Below are 13,847 nucleotides of genomic sequence, written 5' to 3'. Positions count from 1 at the left end.
AAAGACAGACCTTGACTTGAACAGGCCAAGTGCACTATGCAGGCCGCCGGATCCGGTATCCGGACAGGGAGCACTCCCCCACCGAAAAGGCCAACGGGCGCGCCGTACCGTCCACTTGCTGGACGCCATGAACCCGTGCGCCCCCTGTGCTCCGGCACCGTGGGTTAGGTCACGCTTACCACCCGTTCCCGTCGGGCATGCAGCGGAATAGAGTCAATCGACGGTGCGCTACCGCGCGAGGCGTCACATCCCAAGTCGCCGCCGTCGAGCCCCCTTTGATTCGTATACAGCCGTTCATACATCCGCATTCACCCTCATGGCCAAAAGCGTGAGGGGATCACTGCCGAGGACGGATCACGTCATGCCTCGTCCCATGCCTCGTCCGACCACCGCACAGATCACCTACGGTTCCGTGACCGTCGTCTTCTCCACCCTCGCCATGCTGCTGCTCTCCCAGACCAGTTCCGGGGTCGGCATCGCGGTGATAGCCCTGGCCGCGCTCGGCCTCGGCCTCCTGGTGGCGCTGACGGTCCCGTTCCCCAAACCGGCCGCACCCGCGGCCAGGACCCTGGCCCCTCCCCCCGAGGAGCGCGTGCCTGCGCAACGCGGCGTGCTCGCCGAGTCGATGGCGAGCGAGTCCGCGCACCCGTAGCGAGTCCGCGGACCCCCCTGCGGGTCCGCGCCCCGTAACCGGGCAAGCGAAACGGCGGGCCCGTGGGAACGGACCCGCCGGATCAGGTGCCACCGCCGCACCTGGCGTCGGCGTCCTCGCGCCGACCGCCGCCGTGGTCAGGCGCTGACCACCACCGTCTTCGCGGCCTTGTCGTGCAGGCCCTGTTTGTAGGGCTTGTCGAAGAAGCTCCAGCCACCGCAGATCGCCGTCCAGATGCAGGCGCAGCAGAACGCGAACGGCAGCCAGAGGACGGCCGCGCGGGCCAGTGCCGTCTGGAGGGTGGGGGTCGCCCCGTCGTTGAGGTTCGCGACGCGCATGCCGAGCCACTTCTTGCCGAGCGTCTGGCCGCTCTTGGAGATCATGAAGCTGTCGTACGCGATGTAGAGCACGGCGGCCAGCAGGGACTGGCCGAACGACTTGCCCGTGTTCACCTTGTCCGGGTCGATGTCGTACTCGGACGTGCCGAAGAGCCACGACAGCAGGCCGACGACGATGCCCACCAGAATCATGTCGATGATGCGGGCCAGCACACGCTTTCCGCTGTCGGCGAGCGGCGGCATCCCGGCGAGGGGGTCCTGTCCGCCGTAGCCGCCGGGTCCGCCGCCGGACCCATACGGGTCACCCCCGTAGGGCGGGGGCGGCGGCGGAGTGCCGTAGGGGGAACCACCGCCGCCGTCTCCCGGGGGCGGACTCCCGTAGGGGGAGCCGCCGCCCGGTGGCGGGGTGTCGTACGGGGAGCCGCCGCCCTGCGGGGGCTGCTGCGGCGGCTGCTTCTTGAACGGGTCGTCGTCCGGGGGCGGGTATTGCGGCGGTTCGGTGCTCATGGCCCGAGTCGACCGTGAAGGACCACGCTCCGCATCCGGCGAGCGGCTGACCGGGTTACCCCGGCGGGCGTACGGGGGTCACGCCGCTGTCCCGCCCGCCGTCACCCGGCGACGAACGTATTGGCCGCCTTGTCGTGCCAGCACTGCTTCCAGGGCTTGTCGAAGAGGCACCACAGCACGCCCACGAGACCGATCACGAGGACGCCGGGCACGCTGTACACCAGCCACCGGCGCAGCGCCGCCCCGAACGAGGGCGTCTCGTGCCCCTCGATGTCCCGCACGTCGATCCCGCACACCTTCTTGCCGAGGGTGCGGCCCCACTTGGCGGTGGGCAGCGCCTCGTAGACGACGCCGAAGAGCAGCAGGACGGCGAGGATGAGGCCGAGGTAGCCCGCGGTGGTGCCGTCGAGGAGCCAGACCGTGGTCTGCTCGCCGGACATCTTCGCCGCGTCGATCTTGCTGTCGACGTGGTCGGCGGCCTTGGTGCCGAGCGGCAGCGCGGCGGCGCCGGTGACGGCGACGAGGACGACGGTGTCGATGAGCCGCGCCGCCAGTCGCCTGCCGAGTCCGGCCGGCCTGGCCGACGCCTGGGCCTGCGCGAGCGCGGCGAACGGGTCGCTGGCCACCGGCTTCCACGGCACGACGGGCTGTTCGTCGGCGCCCTGCGCCGGGGTCTGGCCGCCGGGTCCCGCGAGCTGGTGGACCTGCTGCGCCCAGGACGGCGAACCGCCGCCGGGCCCCGCGGTGACGGGCGAGGGGACACCGCCCGCGCCGACGGCACCGCCCTGCTGCGGCACGGAGTGCTGGGACTGGGGCTGGGGTTGAGGGGCCGCCGGCTGCGCGGGCGCCTGGGGCGGTACGGAGGCCTGCGCGGCGGCGGTCCCGGCGTCCCGTCGACCGGACTTGGGCCGCAGCGCGCGGATCGCCATGGTCCCTTCGGCGCCGCCGGAGGCCGCGGGCGTCGCGGCGCCGCCGGGCTTCGCCGCCGAGGGACCCGCGGGGGTCGCGGGAGTAGCGGGAGTGCCGGGGCTCGCGGGCCGCACGGGGCCCGTCGGGCGGCGGAACGTCACGGTGCCCTCGCCCGTGGGCGGCTTCGGGGCGCCCGGCCTTATGGCGCGGATCGCGACGGTGCCGGGGTTGCTGTGGTCGTCCGAAGGGGCGAGCGGCTCGGGGGCCTTGGGCATCTCCGGCGGCTTGGCGGCCTCGGCGGCGCCCGGTGCCACCGGCGTCCCCGCGGGCGTCCCTTCGTTCGGCACGCGCGGGTCGGCCTGTCCCTGCGCGCCCCAGGAGATCCGGCGCTCGGCCTCGCCGCCGAGGCCCGACTGCCGGGCGGCGTCGGCCTGCCAGGCGGAGGCGGGTTCGGGCCGCGCGCCGTGCTGCGCGGAGTCGTCGGCGGCAGGGACGGCGGCGGGTCCGGCGGCGGCCGCGGGCTCCTCGTCGAAGAAGACGGGCCCCGTCTCCTCCGCGGGCGCGGGGAACACCGGGGTCTGGACCGGGGCGGCGGTGCCCGCTCCGGGCGGGGGCGGCAGGGGTTCGCCGTCGGTCGGCGCGGGACGGCTCGTACCGGGCACCCAGGCGGCACCGTTCCAGTACCGGACATATCCGGGAATGGACGGATCCGGGTAGTAGCCTTCGCGGGGCCTGTCGTCGCCTGGGGCCGGAGTTGGGGCGCTCATGTCCGTCGTCCCGTATCTGCTCGGGGGTCTTTTAGGTGCTCCACATCTATCAGACCCCGGTGTCCCACTGGGCCGGTCCCGTCCTACGGACCACTTTCCGGGCACGCTCCCCACACATCCCCCGCGTGCCGCGCACCCCCGCCGGGCACCTCTTCGAAGTCGTCCGAAGAAACTTTCCGGAACTCGCGTAATGCTCCGGCGATCTCGCGCTCTCCACTCGTACGGGTCCGCTCCCAGCGGTCCCGCACGAGGAAAGGAAGCACCCGTCATGAACTCCGTGGTGGAACGCGAGCTCGAACTGAAGCTGGTCCTCTCGCCGGAACGGGCCATCCCCGTCCCGGCCCGCCTCACCTACCGCACCGACGACCCCTACGCCGTCCACATCGCCTTCCACATCGGCTCGGAGCACCCGGTGAACTGGACGTTCGCCCGCGAGCTCCTGGTGGAGGGGGTGTTCAGGCCCTGCGGTCACGGTGACGTGCGGGTCTGGCCGACGAAGGTGGAGGGGCGCAGCGTCGTCCTGATGGCGCTCAGCTCGCCGGACGGCGACGCGCTCCTGGAGGCCCCGGCCGCAGCCGTGTCCGCCTGGCTCGAGCGGACCTTGCGGGTGGTCCCTCCGGGCTCTGAGTCCGAGCAGCTCGGCATCGACGACGGCCTCGCCGAGCTGCTCGCACCCACCCCGGGCCGCGTCGACGAGCTGTGGCTGAGCGACCCCTGGCCCTCGGACGAGTCCAAGGACGGTGAGTGAGCTCCGCCGCCACGGGGGCGACCGCGGAGGACAACCGTCAGAAGAGCTTGCCCGGGTTGAGGAGCGAGTGCGGGTCGAAGGCCGCCTTGACGGCCTGCTGCATCTCCACTCCCACCGGGCCGATCTCGCGTGCCAGCCACTCCTTCTTCAGGACCCCGACGCCGTGCTCGCCGGTGATGGTGCCGCCGAGTTCCAGGCCGAGGGCCATGATCTCGTCGAAGGACTCGCGGGCGCGCCGTGCCTCGTCGGGGTCTGCCGCGTCGAAGCAGACGGTGGGATGCGTGTTGCCGTCGCCCGCGTGCGCGCAGACCCCGATGGTCAGGCCGTACTTCTCACCGATGCGTTCGACGCCGTCGAGCATGTCGGCGAGCCGGGTGCGCGGTACGCACACGTCGTCGATCATCGTGGTGCCCTTGACGGCTTCGAGTGCCGTGAGGGACAACCGCCGCGCCTGGAGCAGCAGTTCGGACTCGGCCGCGTCCTCTGCGGGGACCACCTGGGTGGCGCCCGCGGCGGTGCAGAGCGCGCCGACGGCGGCGAGGTCGGCGGCCGGATCGAGCGTGTCGAAGGCGGCGAGCAGCAGCGATTCGGTGGTCTCCGGCAGGCCCATGTGGGCCAGGTCGTTGACCGCCTTCACGGTCGTACGGTCCATCAGTTCGAGCAGTGAGGGGACGTGACCGCCCTCCATGATCTTGCAGACGGCGTCGCAGGCGGCCTTTGAGGAGCCGAACTCGGCGGCGAGGACCAGCTGTTGCGGCGGCTGGGGCTTCAGTGCGAGCACCGCGCGGACGACGATACCGAGGCTGCCCTCGGAGCCGACGAAGAGCCGGGTCAGGTCGTATCCCGCGACGCCCTTGGCGGTTCGGCGCCCGGTGCTCATCAGGCGGCCGTCGGCGAGGACGACGTCGAGCCCGAGGACGTACTCCGCGGTGACTCCGTACTTCACGCAGCACAGGCCGCCCGAGGCCGTGCCGATGTTGCCGCCGATGGTGCAGGTCTCCCAGCTGGAGGGGTCCGGCGGATAGTAGAGGCCGTGCTCGTTCACCGCGCGGGAGAGCGCGGCGTTGACGACGCCCGGTTCGACGACCGCGATCCGGTCGACGGGACTGATCTCCAGGATGCGGTCCATCTTGACGAGGGACAGCACGATGCAGCCCTCGCTGGCGTTGGCGGCGCCCGAGAGGCCCGTGCGCGCGCCCTGCGGGACGACGGGGACGCGCAGTTCGGTGGCGGTGCGCATGACGTGCTGGACCTGCTCGACGGTGCGCGGCAGGACGACCGCGGCGGGGACGCCCGCGGCGCAGAAGCTCGCCATGTCGTGGGAGTACGAGGACGTGACGTCGGGATCCGTGAGGACCGCTTCGGCGGGCAGGCCCTCGTGGAGGAGTTCGATGAGTGTGCGGCTCATGATCACAGCCTCGCACCCGGGGCCATCGGTGTGAACCCGTGTGCGACGCCGATCGGGCCGCCCGGGTGTGCTCGTCGTATTGACGCACAGTGAGGGTCATGGAGCCTTCGTTGCAGCCCTACGCGCAGCCCGCCGTGGAACCCGCGGGAGAGCCCACCGAGCAGCCCGCCCCGGCCCCCGCCGCGAGGCCCGGCATGCGGCCCGCGGTCAAGCGTGCCCTGCTCGCCGCCGTCGCGGGGAGCGTGGTGCTCGGCGGCGTCCTCGTCCTGCTGCCGGAGTCCGGCGGGAAGGCCGCACCGCCCGCGCTCGGACCCGCGGGGCGCGCCATGGTCGCCGTGGGCGCGGGCGTGCCCGCCGCGCTGCCCGATCTGACGGCGCTCATCGGGGAGCGCGAGGCGCAGGTGAAGGCGCATCCCCGTGACGACCAGTCCTGGGCGGTGCTCGGCTCGGCGTACGTGGCACGGGGCGCGCGGACCGCCGACGCCGCGTACTACCCGAAGGCGGAACGCGCGCTGCGCACCTCGCTCAAGGCCCGGCCGCAAGGCAACGCCGAGGCCCTGACCGGCCTGGCGACGCTGGCCAACGCCCGGCACGACTACCGCACCGCCCGCACCTGGGGCGAGCGGGCGGCCCGGCAGGCGCCGAAGCGGTGGACGGCGTACCCGGCGCTGATCGACGCCTACACCGGGCTCGGCGACGCGAAGGGCGTCGGCAGGGCCCTGGAATCGCTCCAGGAGCTGGGCGCGGGGCCCTCGGTGCTGGCGCGGGCGGGACAGGTCTACCGGGACCGGGGCTGGCGCGAGGACGCGGGCGCCGCGCTCGCCGACGCTGCGGCGCTGGCCGAGGCCCCCGCGGAGAAGGCGGCGTGCCTGGACCGCGTCGCCGATCTCGCCTGGGACCGGGGCGAGCCGGCGGAGGCACTGCGGTACTACGACGCGGCGCTCGCGGCCGACCCGGAGCAGCACGCGGCCCTCGCGGGCCGGGGCCGCGCCCTCGCCGCGCTGGGCCGCTCCTCGGAGGCGCTGCACGCCTACCGTTCGGCGCTCACCAGGCAGCCGATGCCCGAATACGCCCTGGAACTGGGCGAGTTGTACGAGTCCCTGAAGCTGATCCCGGCGGCGCGCGCGCAGTACGACGTGCTGCGGGCCCGGGTGAGGCAGGAGGGCGCGGGCGGGGTCAACAACGAGCGGGTGCTCGGCCTGTTCGAGGCGGACCACGGGGACGCGGACGCGGCGGTGGAGCGCCTGACCACCGAGTACAAGCGGCACGGCAGCCCGGCGACCGCCGACGCGCTCGGCTGGGCGCTGCACCGTTCCGGCGACGGCGAGGCGGGCCTGAAGCTGGTCACGAAGGCGATGGAGAAGGGCCCGCGCAGCGCCCTGTTCGCCTACCACCGGGGCCAGATCGAGCGGGAACTGGGCGAGTACGGGGCGGCGCGCCGTCACCTGGGCGAGGCACTGCGGATCAATCCGTTCTTCTCGCCACTGGCCGTACCGGCGGCGAAGGAGTCCCTGGCAGCACTGGGCGAACCGCCGGAGGGCGGCCCGGAGGAGATGTACGCGCCGCGCCCGGTGGCGCAGGCAGGCAGCGCCCCGTCAGGGGCGCGGGGAACTGCGCGCCCAGCCCCCAAGCCCCCGCAGGCGACAACGAACCTCAGAGAACCCCGGTCCCGATCAACGCGTTCCGGGTGACGAGGGCGGCCAGTTCCTCCTCGGCGAGCGCCTGAGTGCCCTCGGGCCGCCGCGGCAGCACCAGATACCGCGTCTCGGCGGTGGAGTCCCAGACGGTGATCTCCGTACGCTCAGGGAGCTCGACCCCGAACTCCCGCAGTACGGCACGGGGTTCACGCACGACCCGGGACCGGTACGCCTCGCTCTTGTACCAGCTCGGCGAGGGCCCGAGCAGCCGCACCGGGTAGCAGGAGCAGAGGGTGCACACGACGACGTTGTGGGTGTCGGCCGTGTTCTCGACGACGCGCAGCCGCTGCGGCTGGACGCCCCCGGCCGCGTAGCCGAGTTCGGTGACGGCGGTGGTGCCGTCGGCGAGCAGCCGGTCCTTGTAGGCGGGGTCGGTCCAGGCGCGGGCCACGACGCGGGCGCCGTTGAGCGGGCTCGCGCCGCTGAGGAACGCGTCGAGCAGCTCGTCCAGGGCCGCTCCCGCGACGATGCCGCGCTCCTCCAACAGGGTTTCCAGGCGCCGTACTTGACGTGAGATCAGCGCGTCCGCGTGCGTTCCGCTCATGACGTCCCGTCCTCCAAGTAGCTCTCCCACAGGTCGAGTACGACGTGGTGGTCGCCCTCGCCCCACAGCTCGCGGGCCGTGAACCGCACGGCGTACACCTGCTCGACGGGCGCGTCGTCCCCGCCCCGCGCGCGGACGTCGGCCAGCGGGTGGCGGCCCTCGGGCTCGACGACCACGCCGTGCTTGCCGCGGGCGTAGCGCGGCAGGCGGGTGTGGTGGGGCGGGTCGTGGTGCAGGGTGCGCACGGACGCGCCGGGCCGGAAGCGGTCACCCATCGAGCGCTCCGGGTTCGAGCACGCCCTTGCGTTCGAGCAGCGTGCGGATCGCGTGGAACCAGCGCTCGTAGTACGAGGCCGCCAGATACGCGGAGGGCTCCATCGTCTCGACGGCGTCCCTGAACTCGTCGAGGTTGTAGACGCCTTCCCGTACGAGTGCGCTGTTCAGGGCGAACACGCGCGCTTCCCAGTCGGCGTGGAAGGGCTCGGTGTCATCGCGGGTGTCGAGCGGCCCGAACCCCTGCATGCCACCGACGTCGTTGATCCTGGCCATGGCGGCACACTAGCCGCCCGGGAACGCACAATCGCCGTACAGGCACGAGGAGTTCGAGCCTGTCCGGCGATTGAGGACGAGCTGGGCGCAGCCCGCGACTGAGCCCGTTACAGATTGCCCCGCTTCTCCTGCTCCCGCTCGATCGCCTCGAAGAGCGCCTTGAAGTTCCCCTTGCCGAAGCCCATCGACCCGTGCCGCTCGATCATCTCGAAGAAGACCGTCGGCCGGTCCTGGACCGGCTTGGTGAAGATCTGGAGCAGGTAGCCGTCCTCGTCGCGGTCGACGAGGATCTTCAGCTCGCGCAGCGTCTCGACCGGCACGCGGGTCTCACCGGCCCACTCGCCGAGCGTGTCGTAGTAGGAGTCGGGGGTGTCCAGGAACTGGACTCCCGCCGCGCGCATGGTCCGTACGGACTCCACGATGTCGTTCGTGGCGAGCGCGATGTGCTGGACGCCGGCGCCGCCGTAGAACTCCAGGTACTCGTCGATCTGCGACTTCTTCTTGGCGATCGCGGGCTCGTTGATCGGGAACTTCACCTTGAGGGTGCCGTCCGCGACGACCTTCGACATCAGCGCGCTGTACTCGGTCGCGATGTCGTCGCCCACGAACTCCTTCATGTTCGTGAAGCCCATGACCTTGTTGTAGAAGCCGACCCACTCGTTCATCTTGCCGAGCTCGACGTTGCCGACGCAGTGGTCGATGGCCTGGAAGGTGCGCTTGGCCGGGGGCTCGACGATCGGCTTCGCGGGGCCGAATCCGGGCAGGTATGGACCGTCGTAGTCGACGCGCTCCACCAGCGTGTGCCGGGTCTTGCCGTAGGTGGCGATGGCGGCGAGCACGACGGTGCCGTTCTCGTCCTTGACCTCGTACGGCTCGGTGATGCCGCGCGCGCCGTGCTCGACGGCGTAGGCGTACGCGGCGCGCGCGTCGGGCACCTCGATGGCGAGGTCGACGACGCCGTCACCGTGCTCGGCGACGTGCGAGCTGAGGAAGTGGCCCCAGTCGGTGGAGGGCTTGATGACGGAGGTGAGGACGAAACGGGCGGCGCCGTTCGTGAGCACGTAGCTGGCGGTCTCGCGGCTGCCGTTCTCCGGTCCGGAGTAGGCCACGAGCTTCATGCCGAAGGCGGTGGAGTAGTAGTGCGCCGCCTGCTTGGCGTTGCCCACGGCGAAGACGACCGCGTCCATTCCCTTGACCGGGAAGGGATCGGCCTCGCGCGCGGTGTCGGGGGTGGTGTGGGTGGGGTTCGCGGAAGTTGCCATGGCCCGAGGCTCCCGCCGTTCCACAAGGTGCGCAATAGTTCGCGTTTTCAGTGGTCAATCTGCATAGCGACATACCAGTATGGGCGGGCTATCTGTACATCATGACCATCCCGGAGGCGGCATGGCGATCGATCATCTGGACGGCAGGCTCATCGTGCTGCTGGCGCGGGAGCCGCGTATCGGGGTTCTTGAGGCGTCCCGGCGGCTCGGCGTCGCGCGCGGCACGGTGCAGGCGCGGATGGACCGGCTTCAGTCCAATGGAGTCATCCGCGGATTCGGCCCGGAGGTCGATCCGGCCGCGCTCGGCTACCCCGTCACGGCCTTCGCGACGCTGGAGATCAAACAGGGGCAGGGCGCGGACGTACGGGCCCATCTGGCGGGCGTGGCCGAGGTGCTCGAACTGCACACCACCACCGGCCACGGCGACATGCTCTGCCGCCTGGTGGCCCGGTCCAACGCGGATCTCCAACGTGTGATCGACCGCGTCGTGGGTTTTGATGGCATCGTCCGGGCCTCCACGGCGATCGTCATGGAAAATCCCGTTCCGCTGCGGATCATTCCGCTGGTGGAACAGGCGTCCGAAGACCCCTGAGTCACGGACCCGTACGTCCGCGCCCCGGACCAATGGGTCCGGGGCTCAGCCCGTGAGTCCCTACGGAAGGACGAGGTGAGCACTTCAGTGAACTTCTGGGACTACCTCGGCAACCGTCATCAGCAGTTGCTGACGGACGCGTACCAACACGCCAGCGCCGTCTTCCAGTGCATGGTCGTGGCGACCGTCATCGGCGTACTGATCGGCGTCTTCACCTATCGCAGCGAGTGGGCAGGCAACTTGGCCACCACCGCCACCTCCACCATCCTCACCATCCCGTCGCTCGCCATGATCGGTCTGCTGATCCCGGTCGTGGGGCTCGGTGTCGCGCCGACCGTCATCGCGCTCACCCTGTACGGGCTGCTGCCGATCGTGCGCAACGCCATCGTGGGCCTGCGCGGCGTCGACCCCTCGCTCGTCGACGCGGCCAAGGGCATCGGGATGTCCAGGATCGCCCGGCTCTTCAAGGTGGAGCTGCCGATCGCCTGGCCGCCGATCCTGACCGGCATCCGCGTCTCCACCCAGATGCTGATGGGCATCGCCGCCATCGCCGCGTACGCGTCGGGTCCCGGACTCGGCAACGAGATCTTCCGCGGCATCGGCTCGCTCGGCTCCAAGAACGCGCTCAACCAGGTGCTCGCGGGCACGCTCGGGATCATCATCCTCGCGCTGCTCTTCGACGCCGCGTACGTCCTGATCGGCCGGCTGACGATTTCGAGGGGTATCCGTGTCTGAGACCACCACCGAGACCGCGAAGGACGAGGCCGCGGGGGCCTCCGGCAGCTCAGGGACGTCCGGCGCGACGATCGAGCTGGAGAACCTCACCAAGCGCTACCCGGGCAGCGCGGAACCGGCCGTGGACAGCGTCAACATGGAGATCAAGGCGGGCGAGCTCGTCATCTTCGTGGGGCCCTCGGGCTGCGGCAAGTCGACGACGCTGAAGATGATCAACCGCCTGATCGAGCCGACCAGCGGGCGCATCCGCATCAACGGCGAGGACGTCACCGACATCGACCCGGTGAAGCTGCGCCGCAAGGTCGGCTACGCGATCCAGTCGTCCGGCCTCTTCCCCCACATGACGGTCGCCCAGAACATCGCGCTCGTGCCGAAGATGATCGGCTGGGGGAAGTCGCGGATCACCGCGCGGGTCGAGGAGATGCTCGACCTGGTCGGCCTGGACCCGGGCGAGTTCCACGGCCGCTATCCGCGCCAGCTCTCCGGCGGCCAGCAGCAACGCGTGGGCGTGGCAAGGGCGTTGGCCGCCGATCCGCCGGTGCTCCTGATGGACGAGCCGTTCGGCGCCGTCGACCCCATCACCCGCGACCACCTCCAGGACGAGCTGATCCGGCTCCAGCACGAGCTGCACAAGACGATCGTCTTCGTCACGCACGACTTCGACGAGGCCATCAAGCTCGGCGACCGCATCGCGGTGCTGCGCGAGCGCTCGCACATCGCGCAGTTCGACACCCCCGAAGCGATCCTCACCAACCCCGCCGACGACTTCGTCTCCGGGTTCGTGGGCGCGGGCGCGGCCCTCAAGCGGCTCAATCTGACGCGCGTACGGGACGTGGAGATCGCGGACGTGCCCACGGTGACGATCGACGACCCGCTCCAGGACATCTTCAACAAGCTGCGCGCGGGCGGCACCAACGAGCTGCTGCTGCTCGACAAGCGCGGCCGTCCCTACAAGTGGCTGCGACGCGGCGACCTGATGCGCGCGAAGGGTTCGCTGGCGCGTGCGGGCACCCTCGTGCACGACACGGTGACCCGTGACGCCACGCTGCGCGACGCGCTGGAGGCGGTGCTCACGGACAACGCGGGCCGGGTCGCGGTGACCGGCAGGCGCGGCGAGTACACGGGCGTCGTCGACATGGAGACGCTGATGAACTCCGTGCACGAGATGCTGGAGGCCGACCGTCTCGACGCCGTGGAGCACCAGCACGAACTGGAGGAGCAGCGCGCCCAGTTGACCCACCAGGCGCAGGAGGGCGACGGCGGGGAGGCCCAGGGATGAGCCCGGACGCGCGTCGCCCCGAGGGCGAGCACGAGGTCAAGGGGCTCGCCTTCCGCGACGAGGGCGAGGCCGAACAGGAGGCCGCGCCACCGAAGGTGCCGGACAAGCAGCCACCCAGGGTGACCTGGCAGCGGCTGGTCTTCCTGCCCGCGGTGCTCGCCGTGATCCTGCTGCTCACCTGGTGGTGGTTCCAGCAGGCGGACCTCGACTCGATCTCGAAGAACGCGCTGGCCGACGGCAACGTGTGGCTCAGGCTCCGCCAGCACGTCCAGCTCACCGCGATCTCCACCTTCTTCGTGCTGATCATCGCGATCCCGCTGGGCATCCTGCTCACCCGCAAGAAGCTGCGCAAGGCGGCCCCGGCCGCGATGGCGCTGGCCAACATCGGGCAGGCGACCCCGGCGATCGGCCTGCTCGCGCTCCTGGTGATCTGGCTCGGCATCGGCGAGAAGGCCGCCCTGATCGGCATCATCATCTACGCCGTACTGCCGGTGCTCTCCAACACGATCGCGGGCCTGAAGGCGAACGACCCGACGCTCCTGGAGGCCGCGCGCGGCATCGGGATGTCCCCGCTCGGGGTGCTCGGCAAGGTCGAACTCCCGCTCGCCGTACCGCTGATCCTCGCGGGCGTGCGGACGGCGCTCGTCCTGAACGTCGGCACGGCGACCCTCGCCACCTTCGGCGGTGGCGGCGGCCTCGGCGACCTGATCACCACGGGCATGACCAATCAGCGCATGCCGGTCCTGATGCTCGGCTCGATCCTGACGATCGCGCTCGCGCTGCTGGTCGACTGGCTGGCGTCGCTGGCCGAACTGTTCCTGCGTCCGCGCGGGCTGGAGGTGCGGTCATGAGGGTCTCGACGCGTACGGCGGCGATCGGCGCGGTGGCCGTCTCGCTGCTCGCCGGGTGCGGGCTCACCAGCGGCAGCCCGATGGTCGACGACGTCAAGCCGGGTTCGGTCGGCAAGGGCCTGCCCCTGAAGGGCGCGGACCTGACGGTGACGTCCAAGGAGTTCACCGAGCAGCTTATCCTCGGCGCGATCATGGGCATCGCCTTCCAGGCGGCGGGTGCCGACGTGCTCGACCGCACCGGGATCCAGGGCTCGATCGGCGCGCGCGAGGCGGTCAAGAGCGGCGACGCGGACGCCATGTACGAGTACACGGGCACCGCGTGGATCACCTACCAGGGCAACTCCAAGCCGATCACCGACCCGCAGAAGCAGTGGCAGGCGGTGCGGGAGGCGGACCTGAAGAACGGCATCACCTGGCTGCCGCCCGCGACGCTCAACAATACCTACGCGCTGGCCATCAACAAGAAGAACGAGGCCAAGTACAAGCCGAAGACGCTCTCCGACGTGGCGGCCCTCTCCAAGTCGGACCCGAAGGCGGTGACGCTCTGCGTGGAGAGCGAGTTCGCCTCGCGGGACGACGGTCTGCCCGGCATGCAGAAGGCGTACGGGATGAAGATCTCGAACTCCAACATCACCAAGATGGACACCGGGATCATCTACACCCAGGTCTCCAAGGGGACGTGCACCTTCGGCGAGGTGTTCACCACCGACGGCCGCATCAAGGCGATGGACCTGTCGGTGATGGCGGACGACAAGCACTTCTTCCCCAACTACAACGCGGCTCCCGAGATCAACAGCAAGTCGCTGAAGGAGCACCCGGAGATCGCGGAGGTCCTCGCGCCCATCACCGCGAAGCTGAACAACACGGTCGCGCGGGACCTCAACTCCAAGGTGGACGTGGAGGGCCAGGACCCGCACGAGGTGGCGAAGGACTGGCTGATCAAGGAGGGCTTCGTCAAGGAGTGACCTTCCGGCCACGTCCAGAGTTGCAAAGACTCCGTTGCAAAAAC

At 70.7% G+C, this 13,847-nt stretch carries 15 protein-coding genes; 8 read left to right on the top strand and 7 right to left on the bottom strand.

Features of this window, described 5'->3' with window-relative positions; translation table 11 throughout:
- Positions 1–373: 373 nt before the first annotated feature.
- A complete protein-coding gene (locus ACIO9J_RS36225; protein WP_402008962.1) occupies positions 374–652 on the top strand; it encodes a hypothetical protein in 279 nt (92 codons plus the stop codon).
- 137 nt (positions 653–789) lie between these two features.
- Here ACIO9J_RS36225 and ACIO9J_RS36220 read toward each other — a convergent pair whose 3' ends face one another.
- Positions 790–1,497 carry an RDD family protein gene (locus tag ACIO9J_RS36220; RefSeq protein ID WP_402008960.1) on the bottom strand — a complete coding sequence of 236 codons (708 nt, stop codon included), beginning with the start codon at positions 1,495–1,497 and terminating at the stop codon, positions 790–792.
- Positions 1,498–1,598: 101 nt separating this feature from the next.
- Positions 1,599–3,173 (bottom strand): RDD family protein, encoded by a 1,575-nt coding sequence (locus ACIO9J_RS36215; RefSeq protein WP_402008957.1) that lies wholly within the window; start codon positions 3,171–3,173, stop codon positions 1,599–1,601.
- Between the two features lie 268 nt (positions 3,174–3,441).
- Between ACIO9J_RS36215 and ACIO9J_RS36210 the strand changes: the two genes are divergently transcribed.
- Positions 3,442–3,921, top strand: coding sequence for an SsgA family sporulation/cell division regulator (locus ACIO9J_RS36210; RefSeq protein ID WP_402008955.1), 480 nt, complete (start codon positions 3,442–3,444; stop codon positions 3,919–3,921).
- A 37-nt stretch (positions 3,922–3,958) separates the two neighbouring features.
- Here the strand turns inward: ACIO9J_RS36210 and ACIO9J_RS36205 are convergent, their stop codons facing one another.
- The gene (locus tag ACIO9J_RS36205; protein WP_402008952.1) at positions 3,959–5,329 is read right to left on the bottom strand and encodes an FAD-binding oxidoreductase; all 1,371 of its coding nucleotides are present in this window, start codon (positions 5,327–5,329) and stop codon (positions 3,959–3,961) included.
- A 98-nt stretch (positions 5,330–5,427) separates the two neighbouring features.
- Here ACIO9J_RS36205 and ACIO9J_RS36200 point away from each other — a divergent pair, with 98 nt between their 5' ends.
- Positions 5,428–7,020, top strand: a complete 1,593-nt coding sequence (locus tag ACIO9J_RS36200; RefSeq protein WP_402008949.1) for a tetratricopeptide repeat protein — start codon at positions 5,428–5,430, stop codon at positions 7,018–7,020.
- Here the strand turns inward: ACIO9J_RS36200 and nthA are convergent.
- From nthA to hppD, 4 genes are all read right to left on the bottom strand, one after another.
- Entirely contained in the window at positions 6,983–7,570 is a 588-nt protein-coding gene (nthA, locus tag ACIO9J_RS36195; protein WP_402008946.1) for a nitrile hydratase subunit alpha, read from the bottom strand. The genes ACIO9J_RS36200 and nthA overlap by 38 nt on opposite strands.
- On the bottom strand, positions 7,567–7,845 hold the full coding sequence (locus ACIO9J_RS36190; RefSeq protein WP_402008944.1) for an SH3-like domain-containing protein: 279 nt from the start codon (positions 7,843–7,845) through the stop codon (positions 7,567–7,569). The genes nthA and ACIO9J_RS36190 overlap by 4 nt, the downstream gene beginning before the upstream one ends.
- Positions 7,838–8,119 (bottom strand): hypothetical protein, encoded by a 282-nt coding sequence (locus ACIO9J_RS36185; RefSeq protein ID WP_402008941.1) that lies wholly within the window; start codon positions 8,117–8,119, stop codon positions 7,838–7,840. Before ACIO9J_RS36185 ends, ACIO9J_RS36190 begins: the two co-directional genes overlap by 8 nt.
- A gap of 107 nt (positions 8,120–8,226) precedes the next feature.
- A complete protein-coding gene (gene hppD, locus ACIO9J_RS36180) occupies positions 8,227–9,381 on the bottom strand; it encodes a 4-hydroxyphenylpyruvate dioxygenase (protein WP_402008938.1) in 1,155 nt (384 codons plus the stop codon).
- A 121-nt stretch (positions 9,382–9,502) separates the two neighbouring features.
- On the opposite strand from hppD, the gene ACIO9J_RS36175 reads away from it, so the two are divergent.
- From ACIO9J_RS36175 to ACIO9J_RS36155, 5 genes are all read left to right on the top strand, one after another.
- Positions 9,503–9,973, top strand: coding sequence for an Lrp/AsnC family transcriptional regulator (locus tag ACIO9J_RS36175; RefSeq protein ID WP_055549677.1), 471 nt, complete (start codon positions 9,503–9,505; stop codon positions 9,971–9,973).
- A gap of 87 nt (positions 9,974–10,060) precedes the next feature.
- The gene (locus ACIO9J_RS36170) at positions 10,061–10,708 is read left to right on the top strand and encodes an ABC transporter permease (protein ID WP_402009369.1); all 648 of its coding nucleotides are present in this window, start codon (positions 10,061–10,063) and stop codon (positions 10,706–10,708) included.
- The gene (locus tag ACIO9J_RS36165; protein ID WP_402008936.1) at positions 10,701–11,987 is read left to right on the top strand and encodes a betaine/proline/choline family ABC transporter ATP-binding protein; all 1,287 of its coding nucleotides are present in this window, start codon (positions 10,701–10,703) and stop codon (positions 11,985–11,987) included. The genes ACIO9J_RS36170 and ACIO9J_RS36165 overlap by 8 nt, the downstream gene beginning before the upstream one ends.
- The gene (locus ACIO9J_RS36160) at positions 11,984–12,838 is read left to right on the top strand and encodes an ABC transporter permease (protein ID WP_402008933.1); all 855 of its coding nucleotides are present in this window, start codon (positions 11,984–11,986) and stop codon (positions 12,836–12,838) included. The genes ACIO9J_RS36165 and ACIO9J_RS36160 overlap by 4 nt, the downstream gene beginning before the upstream one ends.
- Positions 12,835–13,803, top strand: a complete 969-nt coding sequence (locus ACIO9J_RS36155; protein WP_402008930.1) for a glycine betaine ABC transporter substrate-binding protein — start codon at positions 12,835–12,837, stop codon at positions 13,801–13,803. Before ACIO9J_RS36160 ends, ACIO9J_RS36155 begins: the two co-directional genes overlap by 4 nt.
- The last annotated feature ends 44 nt before the right edge of the window (positions 13,804–13,847 follow it).

The organism is Streptomyces sp. NPDC087300 (genome assembly GCF_044744425.1).
In the GTDB taxonomy this organism is placed as follows: domain Bacteria; phylum Actinomycetota; class Actinomycetes; order Streptomycetales; family Streptomycetaceae; genus Streptomyces.
The sequence above is the reverse complement of the archived record's forward strand: the minus strand, read 5'-3'. Positions and strand labels throughout refer to the sequence as shown.

Excerpts from the sequence above, each read along its gene's own strand:
- ACIO9J_RS36225 (WP_402008962.1), top strand. The coding sequence starts at position 374 with ATGCCTCGTCCGACCACCGCACAGATCACCTACGGTTCCGTGACCGTC.
- ACIO9J_RS36220 (WP_402008960.1), bottom strand. The coding sequence starts at position 1,497 with ATGAGCACCGAACCGCCGCAATACCCGCCCCCGGACGACGACCCGTTC.
- ACIO9J_RS36215 (WP_402008957.1), bottom strand. The coding sequence starts at position 3,173 with ATGAGCGCCCCAACTCCGGCCCCAGGCGACGACAGGCCCCGCGAAGGC.
- ACIO9J_RS36210 (WP_402008955.1), top strand. The coding sequence starts at position 3,442 with ATGAACTCCGTGGTGGAACGCGAGCTCGAACTGAAGCTGGTCCTCTCG.
- ACIO9J_RS36205 (WP_402008952.1), bottom strand. The coding sequence starts at position 5,329 with ATGAGCCGCACACTCATCGAACTCCTCCACGAGGGCCTGCCCGCCGAA.
- ACIO9J_RS36200 (WP_402008949.1), top strand. The coding sequence starts at position 5,428 with ATGGAGCCTTCGTTGCAGCCCTACGCGCAGCCCGCCGTGGAACCCGCG.
- nthA (WP_402008946.1), bottom strand. The coding sequence starts at position 7,570 with ATGAGCGGAACGCACGCGGACGCGCTGATCTCACGTCAAGTACGGCGC.
- ACIO9J_RS36190 (WP_402008944.1), bottom strand. The coding sequence starts at position 7,845 with ATGGGTGACCGCTTCCGGCCCGGCGCGTCCGTGCGCACCCTGCACCAC.
- ACIO9J_RS36185 (WP_402008941.1), bottom strand. The coding sequence starts at position 8,119 with ATGGCCAGGATCAACGACGTCGGTGGCATGCAGGGGTTCGGGCCGCTC.
- hppD (WP_402008938.1), bottom strand. The coding sequence starts at position 9,381 with ATGGCAACTTCCGCGAACCCCACCCACACCACCCCCGACACCGCGCGC.
- ACIO9J_RS36175 (WP_055549677.1), top strand. The coding sequence starts at position 9,503 with ATGGCGATCGATCATCTGGACGGCAGGCTCATCGTGCTGCTGGCGCGG.
- ACIO9J_RS36160 (WP_402008933.1), top strand. The coding sequence starts at position 11,984 with ATGAGCCCGGACGCGCGTCGCCCCGAGGGCGAGCACGAGGTCAAGGGG.
- ACIO9J_RS36155 (WP_402008930.1), top strand. The coding sequence starts at position 12,835 with ATGAGGGTCTCGACGCGTACGGCGGCGATCGGCGCGGTGGCCGTCTCG.